The organism is Xanthomonas citri pv. citri (assembly GCF_000961215.1).
GTDB classification, from domain to species: Bacteria; Pseudomonadota; Gammaproteobacteria; order Xanthomonadales; family Xanthomonadaceae; genus Xanthomonas; species Xanthomonas cissicola.
In genome coordinates this window covers 3,851,935-3,875,380 of the sequence record NZ_CP008998.1, presented here as the reverse complement: position 1 = coordinate 3,875,380, position 23,446 = coordinate 3,851,935, and the positions used below count along the sequence as shown (strand labels likewise).

Below are 23,446 nucleotides of genomic sequence, written 5' to 3'. Positions count from 1 at the left end.
TCCGCAGGTGCATTCCGAGGTCCGTTCGGGGCGCATGCCTGCGTTGAAGGCGTGCGCAGTCTAGCTGTGCAAGAAACAACTGGATGGGCAACGATGCATTGCGCGACATCAGGCACGAAGCAAGCGCGATGCGCTAAGCGGATGCCATGTCAATGGTCATGCACACCTTTGCGTACGGCGTCTTGCTATTGCGCAAAGGTGTGCCAGTTCACTTCACTATCAGCATGGCTGCTCTTACTTTTTTTGCAGCCTCACTGCAGCGCCGCCGCCTGCAGCAAGCGCAAGCTGCAACGTGTCGTTACGTGTGAGCCTGCGTGTGTCGATGCGTACGTCGCTCGGGGTCTCTCCATCGGTATAAATGGTGGCGGTCCAGCTGCCTTTGCCCAGGAAGGAGAGCGGCAGGGTCAGCGTGCGCGCCTGCTCGTTGGTCATCGCACCCACATACCAGTCCTTGCCGCTACGCCGCGCCAGCGCGATGTGCTCTCCGATGGCGCCATCCAGCGCACGCGTCTGGTCCCAGCTTGCAGGTACATCACGCAGGAACTGCGCGGCAGGCACGTTTTCGTATTGCTCGGGACTGTCGGCAACCACCGCAAACGGACTCTCGTAGACCACGTACATCGCCAATTGCTGCGCGCGCGTGGTCATCACCTGCGGCCCGAAGTGCTGTGGCTTGAAGTCGGCCGGGCGGACATTGCGGAAGCCGCCAGGGGTGTAATCCATCGGCCCAAGCAACATGCGCGTAAACGGCAAGGTGAGGTTGTGGGTCGCGGTGATGCGTGCGCTCCACTTGTTGTACTCGGCGCCGAGCACGCCCTCTTGGGTGAGATAGTTCGGATAAGTGCGGGTCAGCCCGGTCGGGTGATACGCACCGTGCAGATCCACCAACAACTTGTGCTCGGCAGCCTTGCTCAGCAGGCGGTGATAGAAGTCCACCATCTGCTGATCGTCGCGGTCCATGAAATCGACCTTGATGCCCTTGATGCCCAGTTGCTGATACCAGGTGAGCGCTTCGTCCATGTGCGCATCGAGCGCGCGCCAGTGCGCCCAGAGCCATAGCCCTACGTCGCGCTTGCGTGCGTAGTTCACCAGGCCGGGCAGGTCGAGTTGCGCGACGGGCCGGCGAATATCCGCATCGGCGTTGTACTGGCCATCGCCGGTGCTGCCGTAGTACCAGCCGTCGTCGATCAGCATGTATTGCAGTTTCAACTGCTGCGCGTGATCGATATAGCGCTGGATGGTGGCGGTATTCATGCCCGGGTTGGCTACCCCGCCGGCCAGGCTGCCCGACCACCAATCCCACGCCGACTTGCCCGAGCGCACCCAACTCGCATCGAAGGCGGGCGGCGGATTCAGCGCGGAAATCAGGTTGGATTCGATCAGGCTCGCGGGGTTGTCGGCCAGCATGATCACCCGCCATGGCGTGGCGAAATCGCGGCCCTTGGCATCGATGTTGACCGCCACCGTGGGGTCGTCCAGGCGCGGCGACAGTTTTGCCGACACGCCCAGACCGCCATCGGAACGACCGGTGAGATACAACCCGGCGTAATCGCGCAGGTTCGCCTCGCCGATCGCAAGCGTGGTGCCGTTGGCGTCGGTCTGGCACACCAGCGGTAACTCGATCAAATGATGCGCGCGCAATCTGGATGCAGCGATTGCATCGTATTCGCCCTCGTGGCTGGTTCCGAAACGGCCCAGATTCAAGTTCCAGCAGCGGTAATCGTGCGGAAACGCGAAGCTGGTGAGTTCATCGCGAATGCGCACCTGGCCCGCATCCGGCAGGACGTAACGAAACGCAACGCCGTCGTCATACGCACGCAGTTCGATGCTGAGCTTGCGATGTTGCGTATCGGCCAGTTGCACGCGCAGTTCTCGATAATGGTCGCGTGCCTGTCGCGTCTTTCCGACCGCCAAGGTGAAGCGGCTGTCGTGCAGTCCGGTCGTGCTGCTTTGTAGCGTCATGTCACGGCCGAGCTTGTTGCCTCGGCCCAGATCCAGCCCGAGCGACGCATCGTCGAGCACCAACGTGTTGCGATACAGCACGCGATAGCTGGGCACGCCACCGGCGCGTAGCGTGAATTCCACCTGCGTGCGTGCATCGGGCGATTGCACGCGCAAGCTCTGTGCTGCAGCGGGTGCAGCGATCAAACACAACAACGCGCATGCCGTGGGGACTGCGGACTGGATCAGGTTTCGCATGATTCCCTCCTCCTGGGATTGCCAACCCTAGCGCAGAAAGGTTGTTGTCGATATCCAGCTGGGGTAACGTTACCTCGCACCATGGCCGCTGAAACAGGGGCGGCAGCCACGGGCGGCATCACGGAGGTCATGACGCAGACGTCTGCACGACGGGTTGCCGATTGCATCGAAGCGATGTGCACCGTTGTGTGGCAGTAGAGCTTGGGAGAGGCCTCTAATGCTGATGGTTCGCAGGGCGTTCCGCCGCGGAGCGCTGTGGGTGTTGTGTGCTTGCATGGGTTGGACTGCAGTGGAGGCAGCGCCTGCCGACGATCCGCCCGGTCCGTATGACGTGCGCGTACTTGCCGGTGGCGTTGCGCTGACCAAGAAGCTCCCCGCCCAGACGCCGTGGTTGTCCGCGGATGCGGACTGGAGCGTCTCTGGATGGGTACGCCCATCACGGTCGATCACAGGTCCTGCATTGATTGCAGGCATCGGCGATCCGCAAGGCACAGGCCGCTACTTCGTGATCGATGGCGGCACACTCGGCTTTGCGCAGGGCGCCGACAATGTGCTGCGCAGTACGCAAACCCTGCGTGCAGACAGCTGGACGCAAGTGGCCGCAGTTGCCCAAGGCGCTCGCCTGACCCTGTACGCCAATGGCCGCAAGGTCGCCAGCGGTCGTGTGCAGCGGAACGCCATCGCGCCGACGCTCGTCTTCGGTCCACGCCAGCAGCCGGCGGCGTATACGCAACACTTCGGCGGCGATATCGCGGGCTTTACCGCACAGGCGGGCGCGCTGGATGCACAGGCCATTGCACGGCTTGCCGCAAACGCGCCGGATCCGGCACTGCAACGCTTCGAAGACGCATCGCCAGGCTGGCGCGTGCAGGTCAAGCAGATGGCCGGCCAGCTTGCGCCGCAGCCGGCTGCAACGTTGCCGCGCAGCAGCGCAGCGTTCCCGGCGCCGGTCGCACAGCCAGTACCGGATGCGCCTGCGCTGCAATCGCTGGATGCCGCATCCTGGCGTGTGGGTGCGTGGCAACTGGCCGCAGCACCGGAGCTTGGTCAAGCGACCGGCGCCACGCTGTCGCGCCGCGATGACACCACCGGCAGTGCGTCATGGCGTGCGGCGACCGTGCCCGGCACCGTGCTCACCACGCTGGTCGACCGTGGCGTGTATCCGGATCCGGATATCGGTCTGAACAACATGGCCATACCCGAAGCGCTGAGCCGTCAGGACTGGTGGTACCGCAGCAGCTTCGATCTGCCTGCCGCCGCGCAAGGCAAGCGTCTGGAACTGCTGTTCAACGGCATCAACTATGCCGGCGAAGTCTGGGTCAACGGCGTGCAGGTCGGGCGCACGCGCGGCGCATTCGCACGCGGTCGTTTCGATGTCAGCACGCAGCTCAAGCCAGGTCGCAACGTCATTGCGGTACGGGTGTCGCCGCCACCGCATCCGGGCATTGCGCACGAACAATCGATGAGCGCAGGCGTCGGCGAAAACGGCGGCATGCAGGCCCTGGATGGGCCGACCTTCATCGCCAGCGAGGGTTGGGACTGGATTCCCGCGGTACGCGACCGTAATGCCGGTCTGTGGCAGGACGTGCAGTTGCACGCCAGCGGCCCGCTCGCGCTTGGCGACATCCAGGTGCTGACCGCGCGCTTGGCGCCGGATCATCAACGTGCCGAACTGGAAATCAACGTGCCGCTGCGCAATGACACGCCGGCCGCAGTGCAGGGCAGCGTGCAGTTGGCCTTCGGCGATGTGACCATCCAGCGCCAGGTCACGGTGCCGGCCGGCGGCAGTACGCTGAAGTTCACTGCGGGCGATACGCCACAGTTGCGCCTCGTCAACCCGCGGCTGTGGTGGCCCAACGGCTACGGCGAGCCTGCGCTGTATACATTGCACACCAGTGTCGATGTGGCAGGCGCGCGCTCGGATGCGCAGCAGCTGCGCTTCGGTATTCGCGAGGTGACCTACGAGCTGTCGTTATTCGACGACGATGGCGCATTGCGCCGTGTGCTGGTCGATCTCAACCAGGCCCGCCAGCGTGGCGAACGTATCGTCGATGTACGCCATGCCGCGATCCGGCCGGTACCCGGCGGCAACGCGCAGTCGCTGTATCCCGGTGCGCTGGGCTCGCCGGCAGTTCAGCAGCTGGACGATTCCACGCTGGCCCCGCATCTGGTCATCCGCATCAACGGTGTACGCGTTGCGGTGAAGGGCGGTAACTGGGGCATGGACGATTGGCGCAAGCGCGTGTCGCGTGAGCGGCTGGAGCCGTACTTCCGCCTGCAACGCGAGGCGCACTTCAATGTGGTGCGCAACTGGGTCGGGCAGAACACCGAAGCAAGCTTCTTCGAGCTGGCCGACGAATACGGCATGTTGGTGCTCAACGATTTCTGGCAGTCCACGCAGAACTACAACATGGAACCGGCAGACGCGGCGTTGTTCCTGGACAACGCGGCCGAGGTGATCAAACGCTTCCGCAATCATCCGTCCATCGTATTGTGGTTCGGGCGCAACGAAGGCGTGCCGGCCCCCATCCTCAACGAAGGCCTGGACAAGCTGGTCGCCGAACTCGACGGCACGCGCTGGTACACCGGCAGTTCCAACGAGATCAATTTGCAGGGCAGTGGGCCGTACAACTATCGCGAGCCGGCGGCCTACTTCAACAAGCTGGCGCAGGGCTTCTCGGTGGAAGTGGGCACGCCATCGTTCTCCACGCTGGAGTCGTTCACGGCCTCGGTGCCGGCGGTTGGCGACCAATGGCCAATCAGCGACGCCTGGGCCTACCACGATTGGCACCAGTCCGGGAATGGCGATACCAATAGTTTCATGCGCACGCTGACCGACAAGCTGGGCGCACCGACCGGCCTGGCCGATTTCGAGCGCAAGGCGCAGCTGCTCAATTACGAAACCCATCGCGCCATCTTCGAAGGCTTCAACGCGCAACTGTGGAGCAAGAACAGCGGTCGCCTGCTGTGGATGAGCCACCCGGCGTGGCCGAGCAACATGTGGCAGGTGTATAGCCACGATTACGACACCCACGCCGCGTATTACGGCGTGCGCAATGCAGCCGAGATCCTGCATGTGCAGATGAATCTGCCGGGGTACGAAGTGGTCGTGGTCAACAACGCTGCCACGCCGGCGCGTGGATTGCGCGTGCGTGCGCAGGTGTACGCCAGTGACGGCAAGCTGCTGCAACAGCGTGAACAGGCGCTGGACGCCGCTGCGGTGGCAGTGTCGGCGCCAGTGCTGCAGTTGGCACCATCGCTGAAGGACACCAACGGGTTGGGCTTTGTGCGGCTGCAGTTGCTCGATCGCGACGCGATAGTGCGTTCGCGCAACTTCTATTGGGTAGCGCGCGATGCGGTGGCGATGCGCGGGCTGGATGCGCTCGCAAAAGTGCCGCTGCAGCTCACCACGCAATTGCAGCAGGGCAACGAGGCCGTGCTGCGCGCCACTGTCCGCAACCCGTCGCAGCAGGTGGCCCTCAACACCAAGTTGACCCTGGTGGATGCGCAAGGCCAACGCATCCTGCCGGCCTATTACAGCGACAACTATCTGAGCCTGGTACCAGGCGAAGAGCGCGTGGTGGACATTCGCGGCCCGTCCGCAGCCACCTTGCGCAACGCCACGCTGCAACTGCGTGGCTGGAATGCCGAACCATCGACAGGCGTCGCCAACGGGGCTCCGTAGCGACGTCTGCGTGTTGCCGCGCCGTGCCGTGCACGACGCTCTCACTGACGCACCGCCTGGTGCGTCAGCCAATACTGCGTTGCCGTGCCGGTAATGCCAGTCGAAACGGTCGTGGATTTGTCATCCCTGGGAGGGGACCATGAACAAGCTGCATTCGAACACCCGTCGCACCCCATTGGCGGCCGCGCTTGCGGCTGCGCTCACCCTGCTTGCCGGCGGCGCAAGCGCGCAGGACACCGCCACCACTCCAGGCGTCACCGAACTGGACAAGGTGATGGTCAAGGGCGTGCGAGGCGCGCAGGCCGAAGCCATCGAAAACAAGCGCAGCGCCGCGCAGATCATCGATTCGATCTCTGCCGAAGACATCGGCAAATTGCCCGACGTCACCATCACCGATTCGCTGCAGCGCGTGCCTGGGGTGCAGATCCGGCGCTCGGCCGGCGAAGGTTCGCAGCTCAATATCCGTGGCATGCCGCAGGTGCAGACCACCATGAACGGCGAGTTGTACTTGAGTGCCGGCGGCGGCGATCAATATGGTCAGCCGAACATCGGCCGCGCGCAGCCGGATTTCGTGGATATCCCGCCCACGCTGTTCAGTGGCGTGGATGTGATCAAGTCGCCCACTGCCGCCGATCTGGATGGCGGCATCAGCGGCACGGTCTCGCTGAAGACGCGGCGCCCGTTCGACCTGCCGGAAGGCTGGACCTTCAGCGGCCAGGCCGAAGGCTCGTACGGCGATCGCGTGCAGAAGGCCAACGAGCTGTACTCGGGGCTGGCCAGCTTTCGCACCGCGCGTTGGGGCGCGTTGCTGGCGGTGTCGTATTCGGATGCCACGCTGGAAAACAAGCATCCCAGCGTGTATTCCAACGGCGCACAGAAATCCACCGAACAGAACGTCGGCTTCGACTTCAACGGCGATGGACGTATCGGCAGCAATACCGACCCAGGCAATCTGCCACGCGACTACTTCTACAATTGGGTGGCCACCGAACTGGATAACCGCAGCACCGATCGCCAGCGCACCGGCGTCAACGGCTCGTTCCAGTTCAACATCAACGATTCGTGGACGGTGCTGGCGGACGCCGCCTACACCAAGCTCGAAGACCATGACACCTCGGTGGCCGCACAATTGCATACCGGTTGGGCGACCAACCAGTTGCAGCCGGGGTCGGTGGTCGATCCCAACGGCGTATTGGAGTACGGCAATTTCCGTTACAACCGCTTTCAGGCGCATTCGATGGCCGGGGTGGCGGATTCGGATGCGCTCAACACCAATCTGGAATTGCGTTACGACGATGGTGGTCCATTCCGTGCCTCGTTCCGCTGGGTGCACGGCGATGCGCAGCGCACCTACGACGAAGCGCGTGCCGATGCAGCGGTGACGCGCGGCGACCAGATTCCACGGGCCGGCGGCGTGACCCAGTGGGCCAACGTCAATGGCCTGCCCACCGTGGATGCATCGGTGGATTTCCGCGGCACCTACCCGGCGGTCAACCTCGCGACCGATGTGTCCAATCCAGACAATTGGCAGCTGATGTCCACCTGGGCGCAGGGCAACAAGATCGAGGCCAAGATGGACGCATTCCGCGCCGATGGCACCTTCGAGTTCGACGAGGGCGTGGTGCGCGGCTTCCAGTTCGGCATTCGCTATGGCGAGCGCGATTTCAAGCTCGATACCTATCGTTATCTGTCGCCGGTGTCGTCCAGCTGTGCCGACCCGAACCGTTCGCTGTACTACTACAAGGATCCGCTGATCGTGGATACCTGCAGCGGCGTGTCCGAGGCGCGATTGCTGCCATTCAATTCGATTCCCGGCTATTGGGCGTATTTCAACGACTTCGATCCGCTCAAGGTCACCGGCCTTAGCAGCCAGGGGCTGCCTGCCATCAACCCGCAGGCGATGAAGGACCCGGTTGCTTATCTCAATAGCCTGTATCCGGGCAACGTGGCGTATCAGCAGGCAGCCGATTCCTACCAAGTCACCGAAAAAACCAGCTCGGCCTATTTTATGGCCAACCTGGAGGGCGGCACCGGCACGCGCGTGCCGTGGACGGCCAACATCGGTGCACGCATCGTTCAGACCAAGCTGGCGATCGACCAGTATTTGAGCAGCGGCAATGTCTATATCGGCAATGTCGAGTGGAATGGCGTCAGTCCTGCGATCGGCACCAACCGTCTCAATCGCCAGTACACCGATGTGCTGCCTAGCGCGAACCTGTCGCTGGACATCACCGATGCGCAGAAGCTGCGTTTCGCCTACAACAAGGCGGTTGCGCGTCAGGATCTACCCGATCTGGGCCGTGGTCTGGTGAGCTTCTACGCCGTGAATGGCACGCCGCCGCGTAATCCGTCGCTGCCATCGGATGCGGTGCTGTTCCTCAATGGCCGTTCGGGCAATCCGGATCTGGATCCGTATCGCGCCACCAACTACAACGCCTCGTGGGAATGGTATTTCGCCGACGCCTCGTTGATCAGCGTGGGTGCGTTCCTGATCGACGTGAAGTCGTTCCCCACCACCGTTACCAACATCGAGCCCTTGCCCGATGCCGATGGCGTCGTGCGTGCGGGCGGCCCGGTGGAGCGCATCGTCAATGGCGGCGGCGGCAAGATCAAGGGCTTCGAAATCGGCTACCAGCAGGCTTTCGATTTCCTGCCGGGCTGGCTAAGCGGCTTCGGGACCAACATCAACTACACCTTCTCCGATGCCGATACCGATAACACCGATATCGACGGCAACACGCTGCCGATCGGCGACAACTCCAAGCATCAGGCCAACGCGGTGCTGTGGTATCAGAAGGACAAGCTGCAGGCACGCGTTGCCTACAACTGGCGCAGCAAGCGCTTCAGTCAGGTCAACAGTTCCGCATGGGGCGACGAGCTGGCGATCTGGAACGACGACGTCGGCTATCTGGACGCGTCGTTGAGCTATGACGTCAACGACCACCTGACCTTGTACGCCCAAGCCACCAACCTCACCGGCGAAAGCGAGCGCCGTTATGCGCAGTGGACCAATCATTATTTCGACCAGAACATCTTCGAGCGTCGCTACTACGCGGGTCTGCGTTTGCGCTTCTGATGCCATGCGCTGATGCAAGACACTGATGTGCGGCACGGCGCATCCCCGCACGGTGCCGCAACTGGGGTTCTCCTCGTTCCTCTCCAAGCGGTCATTGCGCGTTCTTCCCGTCGCCGTTCTATACGGCGCTGCAGTACGTTCGGCGGTGACGTCGAATACCCTCCCATTCGGCTACATCGTCGGGAAGCGATGTGGCCGTTTTTTTGCGTGATTGCGTGGGCGTCTGTGCTTCATGCCGGCAATGGAATGCTGCAACTGTCGGTCTGATTGCTGTTGAAAGGGCGGCGGTTGGCTGCGACGGCGCAGCGTGCGCGCAGATGGAGATGGTGCGCCTGTGCCGAACCGGGATGGCGATGGTGCGCTGTCGCGCTATGTCTTCGACGGCCCTGCCGTCGAGCCACGCTTGACCAGCGTGTATTTCATCACCTGATGCACGCCGGGTGCGGTGTCGCCCTTGCGGCGTTGACGCACCGCGTCGGCCAGCAGTGACACAGCAGCGCGCCCCATGGCGGTGACCGGTTGATGCACGGTGGTGAGCTCGGGCCAGATGGTGGTGGCCACCGGCGTATCGTCGAAGCCGGCGATGGAGACATCTTCGGGCACGCGCAAGCCCAATCCATGCGCGACCGCGACCGCTGCGGCCGCCATGTCGTCGTTGCTGCAGAAGATCGCAGTGGCTGGCTGCGGCTGCGTCAACAGGCTGCGCGCGGCGAGGAGCCCGGAGTGATAGGTGAACAAGCCCTCGGCGATCAAGCCATCTGCGACCGATAAGCCGGCAGCGCGCAGGCTGTCGAGATAGCCATTTGCGCGCAGTACGCTCGGGGTGTGTTTCGGGTCGCCCTTGATCAACGCAATACGGCGATGCCCGAGCTCGATCAGGTGGTCGACGATGGCGCGCGCAGCCTGGTAGTCGTCGATCCGCACCGAGCTGATTTGCGCCATCGGTGCGCCACTGGCCACCGCCACGACCGGAATGCCGCGCGCATCGAGTTCGGTGATGGTCTGACGCGAGTCGCATAACGGCGGTGGCAGGATCACCCCGTCGACGCCGGCAGCGAGCAGGCGCTCGGTGGCTGCTCGCTGGCTGCGGATGGCGCCGCACTTCTCCACCATGACCTGGCTGCCGGTGAGGCTGCTCTGCTCGAGCAGGCCGAGCATGAATTGATTGAGGTACGCGGCGCTCGGGTTGCTGTACAGCACGCCGATACGCAGCAGCCCGCTGGTCCGCAACGAACGGCCGGCGAGATTGGGCCGGTAGCCCAATGCCTGTACCGAGGCCTCCACGCGCGCGCGCATCGCTTCGCCCACATGCGGGTGACGGTTGATCACACGCGAAGCGGTCATCGGCGAGACGCCGGCATGTTTGGCGACATCCAACAACGTCGCCGCATTGTTCGCACTGCGTTGCCGCTTGGCCACCATTGTGTGTGCTCATCCTGGGGTAAGAGCGAATGCGCGCTATAGGTTCGAGGTGTGAAGCGACAACGAAAAGCAACCGACCAATCACATCACGCAGTACCAGCGGCAGCTGCAGGTCACCACTGAATACAACGCGTACGCACCGCTGCCGAGCAAGTGATGTGGGTCTACCCGGCACAACGCGCGGTCAGCGGCAGCCGCTTCATCGCAACTGCGCACTCGCCAGACGAACGCGCCGATCTACGCAAGCAGCAGCGCCAGGCATCGTGCGATTCCTGCATGCGCCTCCCGCCTGAAAATGAGCAAATCACTGCCGCATCCAGCGTTCGGCGCATGCACCACATCGTCCTCGCAATCACTCGTTCGGCGGTTGCACGCTCTTGGCGCGGCTGCCGAAATCGCCGTCTGCTTCTGCGGCCAGATATGCGAACACGGTGTAGGCGGCCACGTTCTGCGCGAGCGCCTTCGGGTCGATCTTGTCCAGCGTGTCGTCGGCGGTGTGGTGCAGGTCGAAGTAGTCGGTGCCATCCTGCGCCAGCCACCCCCAGGCTCCACCCTTGGCGGAAATCGGCCCGACATCCGGGCCGGGGCCGCCCTTGCTCGGTTCATACGCGATGCCCAGCGGTGCCAGCACCTCGGCAATCTGCTTGGTCGCCGCGCGCGAGTCGTCCGGCGCCGCCGCGCCGGTGTTGAACGCATAGATGCGCCCGGCGCCGAAGTCGCTTTCCGCGCCAATCTGATGCAGCGCCATGTCCTTGGCATCGTTGCCGTGCGCGGCGGCATACGCCTTGCCGCCGTGCAGACCCTGCTCCTCGTTGGCGAAGGCCACCACGCGGATGGTGCGCTTGGGTGGTTGCTTGAGTTGGCCGATCAGGTGGCCGGCAGCCATCGTGATCGCCACGCCAGCGCCGTCGTCGATGGCGCCGGTGCCCAGATCCCACGAATCCAGATGCCCGCCGATCACCACCACTTCCTTGGGCTTGCTGCGCCCGGTGATTTCGCCGATCACGTTGTAGGAGGTGGCCGTACCGTCCCAGCCGCAATCCAGCGCCAGACGCACGCGCGCGCTGCCCAGTGCGGTGAGCCGCGCGAGCTGGTTGGCATCGGGTACCGACAGCGCTGCAGCCGGCACCGGCGTCAGGCCCTCGTCGAAACGGGTGATGCCGGTATGCGGCACGCGGTGCGAATCGGTGCCGGCCGAGCGCATCACAAATCCAATGGCCCCCTTGCGTATCGCTTCGGACGGTCCCTTGCTGCGCACAGCGCCGCCATTGCCGTAGTCCTTGCCGTCGCGCGCCTTGACCATCTGGTAATCGACGAAGGCGATCTTGCCGGCCAGCGAGCCGGCTGGCGCGGCCTGCAACGCAGCCAACGTTTCGAAACGCACCACTTCGCCCTCGACGGTTCCGCCCGGGCTGCCGCCCAATGCGGTGATGGTCAGCGGCTGCGCATGCGCGCCGATCACGGCAGCGTGTTCGCTGCGACGCTCCCATTTCGGAAAGGTCACCGGCTCGGTCCATACCTTGTCGAAACCCAGTGAAGCGAATTTCGCCTTGGCCCAGGCTACCGCACGCGGGTCTGCTTCGCCGCCGGCAATGCGCGGGCCCACTTCGGTGGTCAACGATTGGACCACCGCAAAGCCGGTGTCGTCGGCCAGCGCCTGCTCGCGCAACTGCGCTGCGGTACGCAATGCGCTGTCGGGGATGCTTGTCTGCGCGGCGAGTGCGCAGGAGCAGGCGAGTAGGGCAGAGATGGCAACAGCGAGACGACGCATGCAGGGCGGCTCCAGCGACAAGGGGACCCCGAGCTTATCAGCGCGAGGTCCCTCGTCTGCGTGCGAAAGGTCATTGTTCTGCGCGAAGAAGCGCCACAGGATGCGCCAGTTGGTTGTGCCCGCTTATAGCGCGCCCGGCGGCTTGAGCGTGTCGTTCTTGAGCGCGTCGCGAATCTCGCGCAGCAACAGCACTTCTTCGCTCGGGCCTTTCGGCGCGTCCGGCTTGCGATGGGTCACGCGGTTGATCAACTTGACCACCAGAAAGATTGCGAAGGCGATGATCAGGAACTGCACGACGGTGTTGATGAAATCGCCGTAGCCAATGGCAACGGCTGGGATCTCCTTGCCGGTGGCATCGACGCCGGCCGGCTTGAGCACCCACGCCAGGCGCGAAAAATCCACATTGCCGATGGCCCAACCGATCGGCGGCATGATGATTTTCTCCACCAGCGCGGTGACGATCTTGCCGAACGCCGCACCAATGACCACACCGACCGCCAGGTCGATGACATTGCCGCGCATTGCGAATTGCTTGAATTCGCTGACCATTCCCATAGTGCACTCCAACTGCGGTCGCGGACCAACTGCCGCAGCCCGATCGTAGCCGGTGCGATGTCAGCCCGCGATGATGCCGTGGCGCTCGGCGACGTTCTCCAGGCGCGCACTGAACTGGTCGCCTGGCAGCAACGGGCCGACGCCGGCCGGCGTGCCCATGAAAATCAGATCGCCTGCGCGCAGTGCATACAGTTTGGAAAGCTCGTGCAGGATCTCCGGCACGTTCCAGATCATTTGATCCAGCAACGACTGCTGACGGACCTGGCCGTTGACCTCCAGCGACAGATTCAGCGCCTCCAGCGCGCCGACTTCGCCGGCATGCACCAGCTCGCTGATCGGTGCGGAGTGATCGAAGCCCTTCGCGATATCCCACGGCAAGCCCTTGGCCTTGGCAGCGGCCTGCAAGTCGCGACGGGTCAGATCCAGGCCCACGCCGTAGCCGTAGATCAGGCGTTCGGCCTGTGCCACCGGCAACTCGCCGGCCGGCGCATCGCTGCCCAGCGCCACCACCAGTTCCACTTCATGGTGCAGTTCCTTGGTGCCAGGCGGGTAGGGGATGTGGTCGCCGTGGCCGACCACGATGGCATCGGCAGGCTTCATGAAAAAAGTCGGCTGGCCACGCTCGGCCTTGGAGGCTGGTGCGGTGGCGCCCATCTCGCGCGCATGGTCGGCAAAGTTGCGCCCCACGCAGTAGATGCGATGCACCGGAAAACTGCCACCACCCACCACAGGAATGCGCGGAACATCGGCGGCGGGAATCACATCGTGGGTCATGCGCGCATCCTCAACATACGGGCAGGTGAGTCTAGCGGTTCGCCTGTGTACGACGGAACCATGACGCGTGCATCCAGCGCACGACACGGCCGGGCTGGCAGCGCGTGCAAGACGGCAGACAGCCGTATCGACGCGTGATGACAACGCGTACCAGACGATTGCGAACCCACTACAGGGCTGGCAGCGCGCCGCTGGCGTCCGATGCGGGCGCGGTGCGCATTGATGCGGCATTGAGAAGCAGTGCGCGCAGATCGATGAACTGGTGCTCGATGCAGCACCAAATGCGCGTCTGGCCATCAGCGCAGCGCATCACCCGGCGACATGGCACTGCTCAACGCGTGGCAAGCCATCAGACGCCACGTGTGGCTTGCTGGAATCACATCATCATCGATGCAGGCATCGAGCAAACCCCGGCACCTGCTGCGCAGGCCTAGACGGCGGCGCAGCAATGCAGGCAGCCAGGTGTCAGTGCGACAACGGCAACGCCGGCTTGCGCACCACGTGGTACTCGACGTCGACCACGCGTGCCTGCTGCGGCGTGCGGCGGTTCGACTTGCTCAACAGCTTCCAGGCGATGCCACCCAGGATCATCGCTGCGCCAACGAACACGCTGAAGAAGATCAGCACCGCAAGGATCGCCAGACCAGCCAGGCCGGCGGCAACGCGCACCAACGGGTGACGCGGCTTGCGCGGCGCAAACAGGTGGTGGAAGTTGCCGAATTGGAAGATGCGTGCGGGCATGGCGGTGGGCTGCCGGGCAGGAAACGAGCGCGCAGTATCGTTGCGGTTTCATGTCATTGAGTGAAAAGTTCGTTAATCGGTGCTGCAATTTGCGAAGAGGATCACGTGCGGCATGCGCGGATGGGAGCTCATACGGCCGGTTGTGGCCTGTTGTCCGAGGAATCGCGTTGTCCGCGCTCACCCCGGGGCTGCCTAAGGCTGCCAGTGCTGCAAGGCCCGCATGCCACAATCCAGGCCCCATCGCCCATCGTTTCCGGTCGCCTGCATGTCGTTGCCATCGCCCACCACGCTTGCCACGTTGACGCAGATTCCCGATGCCGGGTTTCTGGAAGTCGAAGCACTCCTGGAGAGCGGTACCGAATCGCTGGTGCTGTATCGCGAAGGCGCCCAGGTCCGTGCCTGGTTGAACATCTGCCCGCATGCCGGCCGCCGGCTGGATTGGGCGCCGGGGCAATTCCTCAAGACCAAGGAAGGGCAGTTGGTCTGCGCCGCGCACGGTGCGGCATTCGAATTGAGCGGTGGCGAATGCGTCAGCGGCCCGTGTCGTGGTCAATCGCTGTTTGCGGTGCCGGTTCGGGTTGAAGATGAGCAGGTGCTGCTGGGGTAAGCGCCAGGAACGATTGCTGATGGCGCTTTGTCAGCCGCTCGAAAAAAGCGCAACGCCGAATCAGCGCGCCGCCCACCAGAACATCAGGTTGATCATCGACACCATCACCACGATGTAGATCAGCGACAGTGGCGCGCCCACGCGCCACAATTCGCGCGGTTGATAATTGGCGGGGCCGGCCACCATCGAGATGACCGGATTGGACGCGGTCATCAGATTGTTGGACGCCGACAACGCCACGATCAGCGCGAACGCGGTCGGGTTGCCGTTGGCCGCCAACGCCAGATTGACCGCGATCGGCACCATCACGATGGTGGCGCCGACGTGGCTGATCACCAGCGAGAAGGCGGTGGTCAACAAGGCCAGGCTGATTTCCAGCGCCCACACCGGGATGCCTTCGGGCAGGCGGTCGATGGTGTGGCCGGCCACCCAGGCCGCGGTGCCGCTGCTGTCCATTGCCCAGCCCAGCGGAATCAGCCCGGCCATCATGAAGATGGTCTTCCAGTTGATCGACGCGTAGGCCTCGTCCATGCGCAGCACGCCGCTGACCAGCATGCAGGCCACGCCGGTCATCAGCGTCAGGGCCACCGGCAGGCGCGAGGTCAGCGCAATCAGGATGGTGAAGGCGAAGATCGCCATCGCGATCTTGAACTTGTGCGGGCGCTGCTCGCCTTTGGGGAAGTCGGTCACCGGCACGAAATCGCGGCTTTCCGCCGCCTGCACCAAGTCCTGCCAGATGCTGTGGAAGACCAGCATGTCGCCGGCGCGCAGCGGCACGTTGCGCACGTCTTCGCGGATGACCTGCTTGTCGCGGTTGATCGCCAGCAGGCTGATGCCTGCCTGCTTGCGCAGGCGCAATTCGCCGGCGCTCTTGCCGATCAACCGTGAGTTCGGCGGAATCAACGCTTCGGAAATACCGGCCAGGCTGGGATTGAACAAATCGCCCAGGTTGCGCAGGCGCGAGGACATGCGCAGGAACTGGTTTTGCGCAAAGTCGGCCACTTCCTGGCGCGGGCCCATCGCGCCGAGCACGCTGCCGACCCAGATGCGCATATCGGCCGGCGGTGCCAGGCGGGTGTCGTTACCGGTCTTGAGCGCCAGCAGCAACGGCGCATCGTGCAAGGCTTCGGCCTCGCCCAGGGTCATGCCCACCAGCGGGCTTTCGGCGGTGACGGTCAGCTCGAACACATCGCCGTCGATGCCATAGGTCTTGGCGAAATAGCTTTCGGTGCGGGAGGGCGTCACGCCTTCGTTGATCAGGCGTTCTTCTTCGATCAGCTTGCGGTCGCCGTAAAAGCGGAAGTACAGCAGTGCGGCGATCAGCAGCGCCACGCCGATCGGCAGCGGCGCGAACATCGTCAACGGCTCGATGCTGGCCATACCCGAGGGCAGGTTGTTGTTGGCCGAGACCAGCAGGTCGTTGAGCAGGATCAGCGGCGAATTGCCCACCATGGTGAGCGCGCCGCCCATCACGATGGCAGCGGCGATCGGCAGCAGCATGCGCTGCAAGGTGAGCCCGGTGCGTGCGGCCAGGCGCGAGGCGACCGGCAGGTACAAGGCCATCACCGACGGGTTCTGCATGAACGACGAGTTCAAGCCGGAGATGGCCAGCGTCATCATCATCAGGCGCTGCTCGCTGCCGTGCGAACGCCGCAACAACCAGGTGGCCAACCGGTTCAACGCGCCGGTGCGCTCCAGCCCCGCGCCCAGAATGGTGGTGGCGATGATGCTCATCACCGCATTACCGGAGAAACCACCGAACAGTTCTTCCGGCGCCACCAGCCCGGTGACGCCCAAGACCACCAGCACGATCAACGCCACCACGTCGGCGCGAATGCGCTCGAACAGGAACATCGCCATCGTGAAACCGACCAGCCCGAGGACGAGCTTCATATCGTTGGTCAGCGTCAGCGCGGTGTCCATTGGGGGCCGGGAATAGGGAGTCGGGAATGGAGAATGGGAAAAGCGGGTAATGCCGACGCAAGGAGACGCTATCCGGATGCCGAAGGCAGTTGCTCTTGCGATTCCCGATTCCCGATTCCCGAATCCCGGTCGTACAGCAGATCCCACACGCCGTGGCCGAGTTTCTGGCCGCGCGTCTCGAAGTGGGTTTGCGGGCGCCAGGTGGGGCGTTCGACGTGGCCGCGGGGGCCGGCGCGATTGACCAGGCCCGGGGTGGCATCGAGCACGTCCCACATCTGTTCGGCGTAATCGGCCCAGTCGGTGGCCGCATGCAAGCGGCCGCCCTCGCGCAGCTTGCGTACCAGCAACTGCGCGAACGCCGGCTGGATCAGGCGGCGCTTGTTGTGCCGCTTCTTGTGCCATGGATCGGGGAAATAGATACGCACTTCGTCCAGCGCACCGTCGGCGATCTCGTGTTCCAGCACTTCCACCGCATCGTGGTGATACAGGCGCACATGGGTGCTGCCGTCTTCCTCCAGCGCGTTGAGCAGGCGGCCTACGCCGGGGGCATGCACCTCGATGCCGATGTAATCGCGGCTTGGGTCCTGCTGCGCGGCAAAGCGCAACGCAGCGCCATTGCCGAAGCCGATTTCCAGCACCTTGTGCGCATCGCGTCCGAAGGTGGCAGCCAGATCGCGTGGCGCACCGAGGTAATCCAGCCCGAAACGTGGCCATAGCGCATCGAACGTACGTTGCTGCGCCGGCGTGAAGCGGCCCTGGCGCAGCACGAAGCTGCGCACCTGCCGGCGCCCCTCTTCGATGGTGAAGGGCTTGGGCGGCATCTTGGCGCCGTCGCTTGTGAAAGGATCAGTCATGAATTAGGTCATCAGCGAAACGAAAGCCCCTCTCCGACCGGGGCGAGGAGGCACGGTTTGCGCGCCATGGGCGCGCGTGCCTGGGAGCGCCCGCGACGCAGGCGCGGGCTGGGGGTTGGGGTGAGGGTATGGCGTGAGGGGGCGCTCGTAGCAACGCGCGATCTGGCAGCGGTCATATTCCGCACGCCGCACTGCCAATCATTGCGCCTCGGCCGCAATGTCAACGCAGACCGCCCCATCATCCAATCACACCATCCACCGGGCTCGACGCCGATGCATAGCGCTTGCGTGGAATCCGCCCGGCCAGGAACGCCTCGCGTCCGGCCTCGATCGCCTTGCGCATCGCGCTGGCCATCAGGATCGGGTCGCGCGCACCGGCAATGGCGGTATTCATCAGCACGCCATCGCAGCCCAGCTCCATGGCAATCGCCGCATCCGAGGCGGTGCCCACCCCGGCATCCACGATGATCGGCACCTTGGCGTTCTCGATGATTTCCAGCAGGTTGTACTTGTTCTGGATGCCCAGCCCCGAGCCGATCGGCGCGGCTAGCGGCATCACCGCCACGCAGCCGATGTCTTCCAGGCGCTTGGCCAGGATCGGGTCGTCGGAGGTGTAGACCATCACCTCGAAACCATCGGCGACCAGTTGTTCGGCGGCCTTGAGCGTCTGCACCACATCCGGGTACAGCGTCTTCTCGTCGCCGAGCACTTCCAGCTTGGTGAGGTTGTGGCCGTCCAGCAGTTCGCGCGCCAGCCGGCACGTGCGCACCGCGTCCTCGGCGGTGTAGCAGCCGGCGGTGTTGGGCAGCAGCGTGTAGCGCTCCGGCGGCAGCACATCCAGCAGGCTGGGTGCGTTGGGGTCCTGGCCAATATTCACCCGGCGAATGGCGACAGTGACGATTTCGGCCGCGGCGGCTTCGGTGGCCAGGCGGGTTTCGTCCAGATCCTTGAACTTGCCGGTGCCGGTGAGCAGGCGCGAACGGTAGTGTTTGCCGGCGATGACCAGCGCATCAGAGGGGGCGGGATTCGTCATGCGGCAATTATCACCGATCGGGCGCTGATGCGCCGGCCTGCGCGACGCATCAGCCGCCGCCCAGCGCGTGCACGATTTCCACCACATCGCCCTCGCGTAATGCGTGATCTGCATGCCGTCCGCGCGGCACGATTTCGCCATTGACCTCTACCGCGACGCGGCGCTGTGCTAGGCCTTCCTGCTCCAGCAGGGCGGACAGAAGCAAGTTGTCGGGAAGCGAGCGCGGAGTGCCGTTGAGTTGGATGTTCATGGCATCATTGTTGCATCGCGTGCCGCTCCGGCGCGCGTTTTTGCGTTATGCGGCAATGCAGCGTGAGCGCGGGCGGCGAGGGTGGAACCATGTGCCATTCGCCAGCGTACGTATGCACGCCGGTCCGGTCCCACTCACTTCAAGCAGGCATTCCGATGGCTTCAACACTTCGCCCGATCCGCTCCCTGATGGCCATGGCCATCGCTATCGCTGCCGCCCCGGCCATGGCCGAGTCGGCCTTCGACCAGACCGTGTTCTTCGGCGACAGCCTCACCGACAGCGGGTATTACAATCCGCTGCTGCCGGCCGCCTCGCGCGCGGTCACCGGCAAGTTCACCACCAACCCGGGTTGGGTGTGGGCCGAATATGTCGGCGATCATTTCGGCACCAATGCCGCGCCCAATGGCAACGGCCAGATCGGCGACAACTACGCTGCAGGCGGTGCGCGCATCCAGGCCAGCTCGGTCAGCGCACTCGGCGCTGCGCCGTCGGTGACCAGCCAGATCACCACCTATCTCACCGCCAACGGCGGCCGCGCCAACCCCAATGCGCTGTACACCGTGTGGGGCGGCGCCAACGACCTGCTCGCCGCGTCCCTTGCCCCGGCACAGGCGCAGGCCATCATCGGCAGCGCGGTGACCGCCCAGGTCGGTGCCGTGGCCACCTTGCAGAATGCCGGCGCGCGCTACGTCATGGTGCCGACCATTCCGGACGTCGGCCTCACCCCGCGCTTCCGTGCGGGCGGCGCCGTGGGAATGGCGCAGGGCACCGCTGCAGCCACCGCCTACAACACCGCCTTGTTCAATGGCCTGCAGTCCGCTGGCTTGCGCGTGATTCCGGTCGACACCTTCCACCTGCTGCAGGAAATCGTCGCCAACCCGGGCACCTACGGCTTCAGCAATGTCACCAGCACCGCCTGCAACCCGGCCGTGCCGCTGCCGGCCTGTAACCCGACCAGCCTGGTCGCCGCCAATGCGCAGAACACCTATGTGTTCGCCGATGGCATTCACCCGACCACGGCGGTGCACCAGATCCTGGGCGAATACGCCATCTCGTTGCTGGAAGCGCCGCGTCTGCAGCAGGTGCTGACGCATTCGGCGCAGGCCGGCGGCCGCGCGCGCGCCGACCAGGTGGCCTGGCATCTGGATGGCAAGCCGGACGCCGATGGCATGCGTTGGTGGGGCAGCGTGCGCGGCGACATGCAGCGTTACGACCATGCGGACCTGTACGACGGCATGGCGCCGGCCGGCCTGTTCGGTGTGGACTGGACTGCAGGTGACCTGGTGTTCGGTGGTTTTGCCGGTTTCGGCCGCATGGACGCCGACTTCGGTAACCGCAACGGCAGCTTCAAGCAGGACGACACCACCCTGGGCGGCTTCTTCGGCTGGTACACCGGCCCGGTGTGGGTCAATGCCCAGGTCAGCTACAGCTGGCTGAGCTACGACGTGGACCGCGAAGTCCAGCTTGGGCCAGCCACCCGCGTGCACAGCGGCTCCCCCGACGGCAGCAATCTCACCGCTGCCCTCAACGCCGGGTATTCGCTGGGCGAAGGCAACCTCAAATACGGCCCGGTGGCCGGCCTGACCTGGCAGAAGATCAAGCTCGACGGCTACACCGAAAGCAACGACAGCGCCACCGCGCTGGGCTACGCCAATCAGGACATCGATTCGCTGGTCGGCCGCGTTGGCTTCCAGGTGCGTCTGGACGGCGCCATGGTCAAGCCGTACCTGCAGGCGACCTACGACCACGAGTTCAAGGACGGCGGCGAAGCCAGCGCCTGGCTGCAGTCGATGCCGGAAGTAGGCATGTACACCGTTCCTGGCCAGAACTTCGATCGCAACTACGCCACTGTCGTGCTGGGTGCCCGCACCGGGCTGTGGGGCCTGCAGAGCAACATCGGCCTGAGCACCACCACCGCCCAGCGCAGCGCCCGCGACGCGACCTTGTTCGTGAACTTCAGCGGCAACTTCTGAGGCGCGGTACGCCACAGGTAGGTCATGCGCAACACGTGAGGGCCGGGCAACCGGCCCTCGTTCTATCTGCGCACGTTGCGCCAGACACCTGCACCCGCATAAACTCTGCCAGCGCCATGCGGGCGTAGCTCAATGGTAGAGCTGTAGCTTCCCAAGCTACTGACGTGGGTTCGATTCCCATCGCCCGCTCCAGAGCTTCCGCCAAGTCTCTAAGTGCCTGACTTGGTTGAATATTTTGGCCGATTGGTGATTCCGAGCGATGCCCCTTGAGGTATCAATCGAGGTATCAATCTTGCCAAAGCCTCTGATGATGTCGCGCTCGGCTGGCCTGTATGCGCGCTTCTTTGTTCCCACCGATCTTCGAGCCTCCATCGGCTCGCGTTACCTTGTCCGATCGCTAGGAAACCGTCGTGGGGACCACGCCAGGCTGGCGGCGGCCACGATGGGGGTGGCACTATCGATGGCATTCGATGCCATGCGGAAAGGGATGACCGTGGATCTGGAAGAACTGCTGGAAAAGGTTCGCAGTGGGGACATCAAAGAGCTGACGTTGAAAGACGTGATGCTGCCGGACGGCACGCGCATCGCTCAAGCGCAGCTGGACAACCCTGCCGATGCCGTGATCTTCGGAGACCTGATGGAGCGGTCTCGCCGGGTGGAACCGGCCGAGGTCACGTCGGCGAGGGTGGCCAAGCGCCGGGATCAGTTGCGAGATGCTAGCCAGAGCATTTCCCGTCACGCGCCGGATGCCTTGATGTTGTCGAAGGCGATGGCCGATCACCTGGGCGACTTGGCAGGGGCGCGGCTGCATCAGAAGACGGTCTTGGAGAGCCGTCATACCCTGCGACTGTTCGCCGGCATCATCGGCGAAGACGTGCCGGTGGCCTCGCTGACCCAAGCTCACGTCCGGGCGTTCTTCGACGGTGTCCGCTATTGGCCTTCCAATGCGACCAAGCGGCCAGCCTATCGCGAGCTATCAGTGCCCGAGGTCATCAAGCTGGCGAAGAAGAACCAGGAGCCGGAGCCGGCGGCATGGACCATGGCGAAGCACCGACAGCGCCTGAGCGTGTTTTTGGTGTCCTTGGTTGACGGCAAGCATCTGGCGGTGAACCCGCTCGCAGGCATCCGAGCGATTGCCACCCCGGATTCGGAAGACACGGGCTCGCCTTTCACCGACGCCGAGTTGAAGGCCATCTTCGATCCGGTCGAGTTCCCGAAGTGGGCGTCGAAGTATCCGCATCGGTGGTTCGGGCCGATCCTTGGGCTCTACTCCGGCGCTCGCGTCAACGAGATCGCGCAGCTCCGGCTGGAGGACATCGACACCATCGATGGGGTGCCCGGCTTCTTCGTCCGGAAGATCGGGAAGCAGCAGAGCATCAAGAACAAGCACAGCCGGCGGTTCATCCCACTGGCCCAGCCGGTCATCGATTGCGGCTTTCTGACCTACGTGGAAGAGGCCCGACAGGCTGGGGTTGAGCGGTTGTTCCCGGATCTGCCCAACTCGACCGGTCTGGGCTATGGGCGGCAGCTGAGCCGTCAGTTCTCCGTCTACATCAAGCGGCAAGGCGTATCGGAGAAGGGGCAGGGCTTCCACGGGTTCCGCCATACCATCGCTTCAAAGCTCGACGAGGCGGGGGTGTCGGCTTCGGCCATTGCAGCGATTACGGGCCACGGGACTGGGCAGACGGTCCTTGAGAAGTTCTATATCGACAGGCGGAGCTTGCCCGACAGGGTCGCAACGCTTGGTAAGTTCACCGTTCCCATCTCGCTGCCCATCTATAGTGGTTTCAAGGGTTACCGCGAAAACTCAAGGGAGATTAAATGACTGAGTCAATCGAGTCTAAGAGGTTGCTCGTAGTTGAGCTTCTCAAGCGGCAAAGCGATGGGGGCCCCGACACCGCGCAGTTTGTCCAGAGGCACTGGATTTGTGATGCCGGAAAGGCGATCGGGTTTGAGGCAGGCGCCGTGGCTTTGGACCGCGCATTAGATGCGTGTGGACCGCTCCTGGCCGCTGATGAATCGGAAGTGCATGAATCATGGAGGGGGGCGCTTGATAAAGAAATATGGGAAGCGTTGGAGTCGGCTGGAACTGTAGATGGGTTAGACGGCGTTGCAGTTGTTGAGGTAGTGATCCATACGCGTGCTGGCCCAGTTTTTTCCACAAGGGCTCGTCGCTTTTTAGTCATACAGCGAGGCACCAATAGCGCGATCTTCGCGTGCGATAGCCTAAATGTGGCGTTTACATTAGCGAGAAATTTAAGTGCTGGCCTGCCGACACCGGCGGGGCAGTATCAAGCCATCGAGAAGAAGCTGACGCGGCGTTATGGAATACGATAGTCGGTTCCATCGGCCCTTACGACGCGTTTCATGTCTTCCGGGGTAGGCCAGCCAAACAGTCGGTTTCCTACCCAGCCTGACTCTCGAGGTGCTAAAGCAGAGGGTGGCGTAATCACATCCCTGTCTTGCGCAATAGCTAGTAAACCATCTGCTTCTTTAGCAGCCTGTTCAAAGGTCGTTCGAGACAAAGCAGCTAAAGCAGCACAAGTCCAGAACTGTTGGGCGTTCATAATGAATTTTCACTCG

16 protein-coding genes, 1 tRNA gene and 1 pseudogene are annotated in these 23,446 nt (G+C 63.7%); 7 read left to right on the top strand and 11 right to left on the bottom strand.

The annotated features are described in order from the left end of the window. Positions 1-234 precede the first annotated feature (234 nt). Positions 235-2,199: a glycoside hydrolase family 97 protein gene (locus AMD14_RS17185; protein WP_011052186.1), complete on the bottom strand. Its 1,965-nt coding sequence runs from the start codon at positions 2,197-2,199 to the stop codon at positions 235-237. 217 nt (positions 2,200-2,416) lie between these two features. Here AMD14_RS17185 and AMD14_RS17180 point away from each other — a divergent pair, with 217 nt between their 5' ends. Both AMD14_RS17180 and AMD14_RS17175 read left to right on the top strand, forming a co-directional pair. Next, complete coding sequence (locus tag AMD14_RS17180; protein WP_015471689.1) at positions 2,417-5,884, top strand: glycosyl hydrolase 2 galactose-binding domain-containing protein; 3,468 nt, start codon at positions 2,417-2,419, stop codon at positions 5,882-5,884. Positions 5,885-6,023: 139 nt separating this feature from the next. Then, positions 6,024-8,960, top strand: a complete 2,937-nt coding sequence (locus AMD14_RS17175) for a TonB-dependent receptor (RefSeq protein ID WP_011052184.1) — start codon at positions 6,024-6,026, stop codon at positions 8,958-8,960. Between the two features lie 369 nt (positions 8,961-9,329). Here the strand turns inward: AMD14_RS17175 and AMD14_RS17170 are convergent, their stop codons facing one another. From AMD14_RS17170 to AMD14_RS17145, 6 genes and pseudogenes are all read right to left on the bottom strand, one after another. After that, complete coding sequence (locus AMD14_RS17170) at positions 9,330-10,382, bottom strand: LacI family DNA-binding transcriptional regulator (protein WP_011052183.1); 1,053 nt, start codon at positions 10,380-10,382, stop codon at positions 9,330-9,332. A 352-nt stretch (positions 10,383-10,734) separates the two neighbouring features. Then, complete coding sequence (locus AMD14_RS17160; RefSeq protein WP_011052182.1) at positions 10,735-12,153, bottom strand: M20/M25/M40 family metallo-hydrolase; 1,419 nt, start codon at positions 12,151-12,153, stop codon at positions 10,735-10,737. 123 nt (positions 12,154-12,276) lie between these two features. Beyond that, positions 12,277-12,708: a large-conductance mechanosensitive channel protein MscL gene (gene mscL, locus AMD14_RS17155; protein ID WP_003487203.1), complete on the bottom strand. Its 432-nt coding sequence runs from the start codon at positions 12,706-12,708 to the stop codon at positions 12,277-12,279. A gap of 60 nt (positions 12,709-12,768) precedes the next feature. Further along, entirely contained in the window at positions 12,769-13,482 is a 714-nt protein-coding gene (locus tag AMD14_RS17150; RefSeq protein ID WP_011052181.1) for a fumarylacetoacetate hydrolase family protein, read from the bottom strand. Positions 13,483-13,513: 31 nt separating this feature from the next. After that, a pseudogene (locus AMD14_RS25715) lies at positions 13,514-13,792 on the bottom strand (hypothetical protein). A 155-nt stretch (positions 13,793-13,947) separates the two neighbouring features. Next, positions 13,948-14,223, bottom strand: coding sequence for a hypothetical protein (locus tag AMD14_RS17145; protein ID WP_011052180.1), 276 nt, complete (start codon positions 14,221-14,223; stop codon positions 13,948-13,950). A gap of 265 nt (positions 14,224-14,488) precedes the next feature. On the opposite strand from AMD14_RS17145, the gene AMD14_RS17140 reads away from it, so the two are divergent. After that, positions 14,489-14,830 (top strand): Rieske (2Fe-2S) protein, encoded by a 342-nt coding sequence (locus AMD14_RS17140; protein WP_005929932.1) that lies wholly within the window; start codon positions 14,489-14,491, stop codon positions 14,828-14,830. A gap of 60 nt (positions 14,831-14,890) precedes the next feature. Here the strand turns inward: AMD14_RS17140 and AMD14_RS17135 are convergent, their stop codons facing one another. From AMD14_RS17135 to thiS, 4 genes are all read right to left on the bottom strand, one after another. Beyond that, entirely contained in the window at positions 14,891-16,753 is a 1,863-nt protein-coding gene (locus AMD14_RS17135) for an SLC13 family permease (RefSeq protein ID WP_005914542.1), read from the bottom strand. 68 nt (positions 16,754-16,821) lie between these two features. Beyond that, complete coding sequence (gene trmB, locus AMD14_RS17130; RefSeq protein ID WP_011052179.1) at positions 16,822-17,607, bottom strand: tRNA (guanosine(46)-N7)-methyltransferase TrmB; 786 nt, start codon at positions 17,605-17,607, stop codon at positions 16,822-16,824. 238 nt (positions 17,608-17,845) lie between these two features. Then, positions 17,846-18,640: a thiazole synthase gene (locus AMD14_RS17125; protein WP_003487184.1), complete on the bottom strand. Its 795-nt coding sequence runs from the start codon at positions 18,638-18,640 to the stop codon at positions 17,846-17,848. Between the two features lie 49 nt (positions 18,641-18,689). After that, entirely contained in the window at positions 18,690-18,890 is a 201-nt protein-coding gene (gene thiS, locus AMD14_RS17120) for a sulfur carrier protein ThiS (RefSeq protein ID WP_003487182.1), read from the bottom strand. Positions 18,891-19,078: 188 nt separating this feature from the next. Between thiS and AMD14_RS17115 the strand changes: the two genes are divergently transcribed. The 4 genes from AMD14_RS17115 (at position 19,079) to AMD14_RS23885 (ending at position 23,200) form a co-directional block, all read left to right on the top strand. Continuing rightward, entirely contained in the window at positions 19,079-20,863 is a 1,785-nt protein-coding gene (locus tag AMD14_RS17115; protein WP_011052178.1) for an autotransporter domain-containing esterase, read from the top strand. 118 nt (positions 20,864-20,981) lie between these two features. Next, positions 20,982-21,055 (top strand) — tRNA-Gly (locus AMD14_RS17110). A gap of 67 nt (positions 21,056-21,122) precedes the next feature. After that, positions 21,123-22,688: a site-specific integrase gene (locus AMD14_RS17105; RefSeq protein WP_015463549.1), complete on the top strand. Its 1,566-nt coding sequence runs from the start codon at positions 21,123-21,125 to the stop codon at positions 22,686-22,688. Next, entirely contained in the window at positions 22,685-23,200 is a 516-nt protein-coding gene (locus tag AMD14_RS23885; RefSeq protein ID WP_011052176.1) for a hypothetical protein, read from the top strand. Before AMD14_RS17105 ends, AMD14_RS23885 begins: the two co-directional genes overlap by 4 nt. The last annotated feature ends 246 nt before the right edge of the window (positions 23,201-23,446 follow it).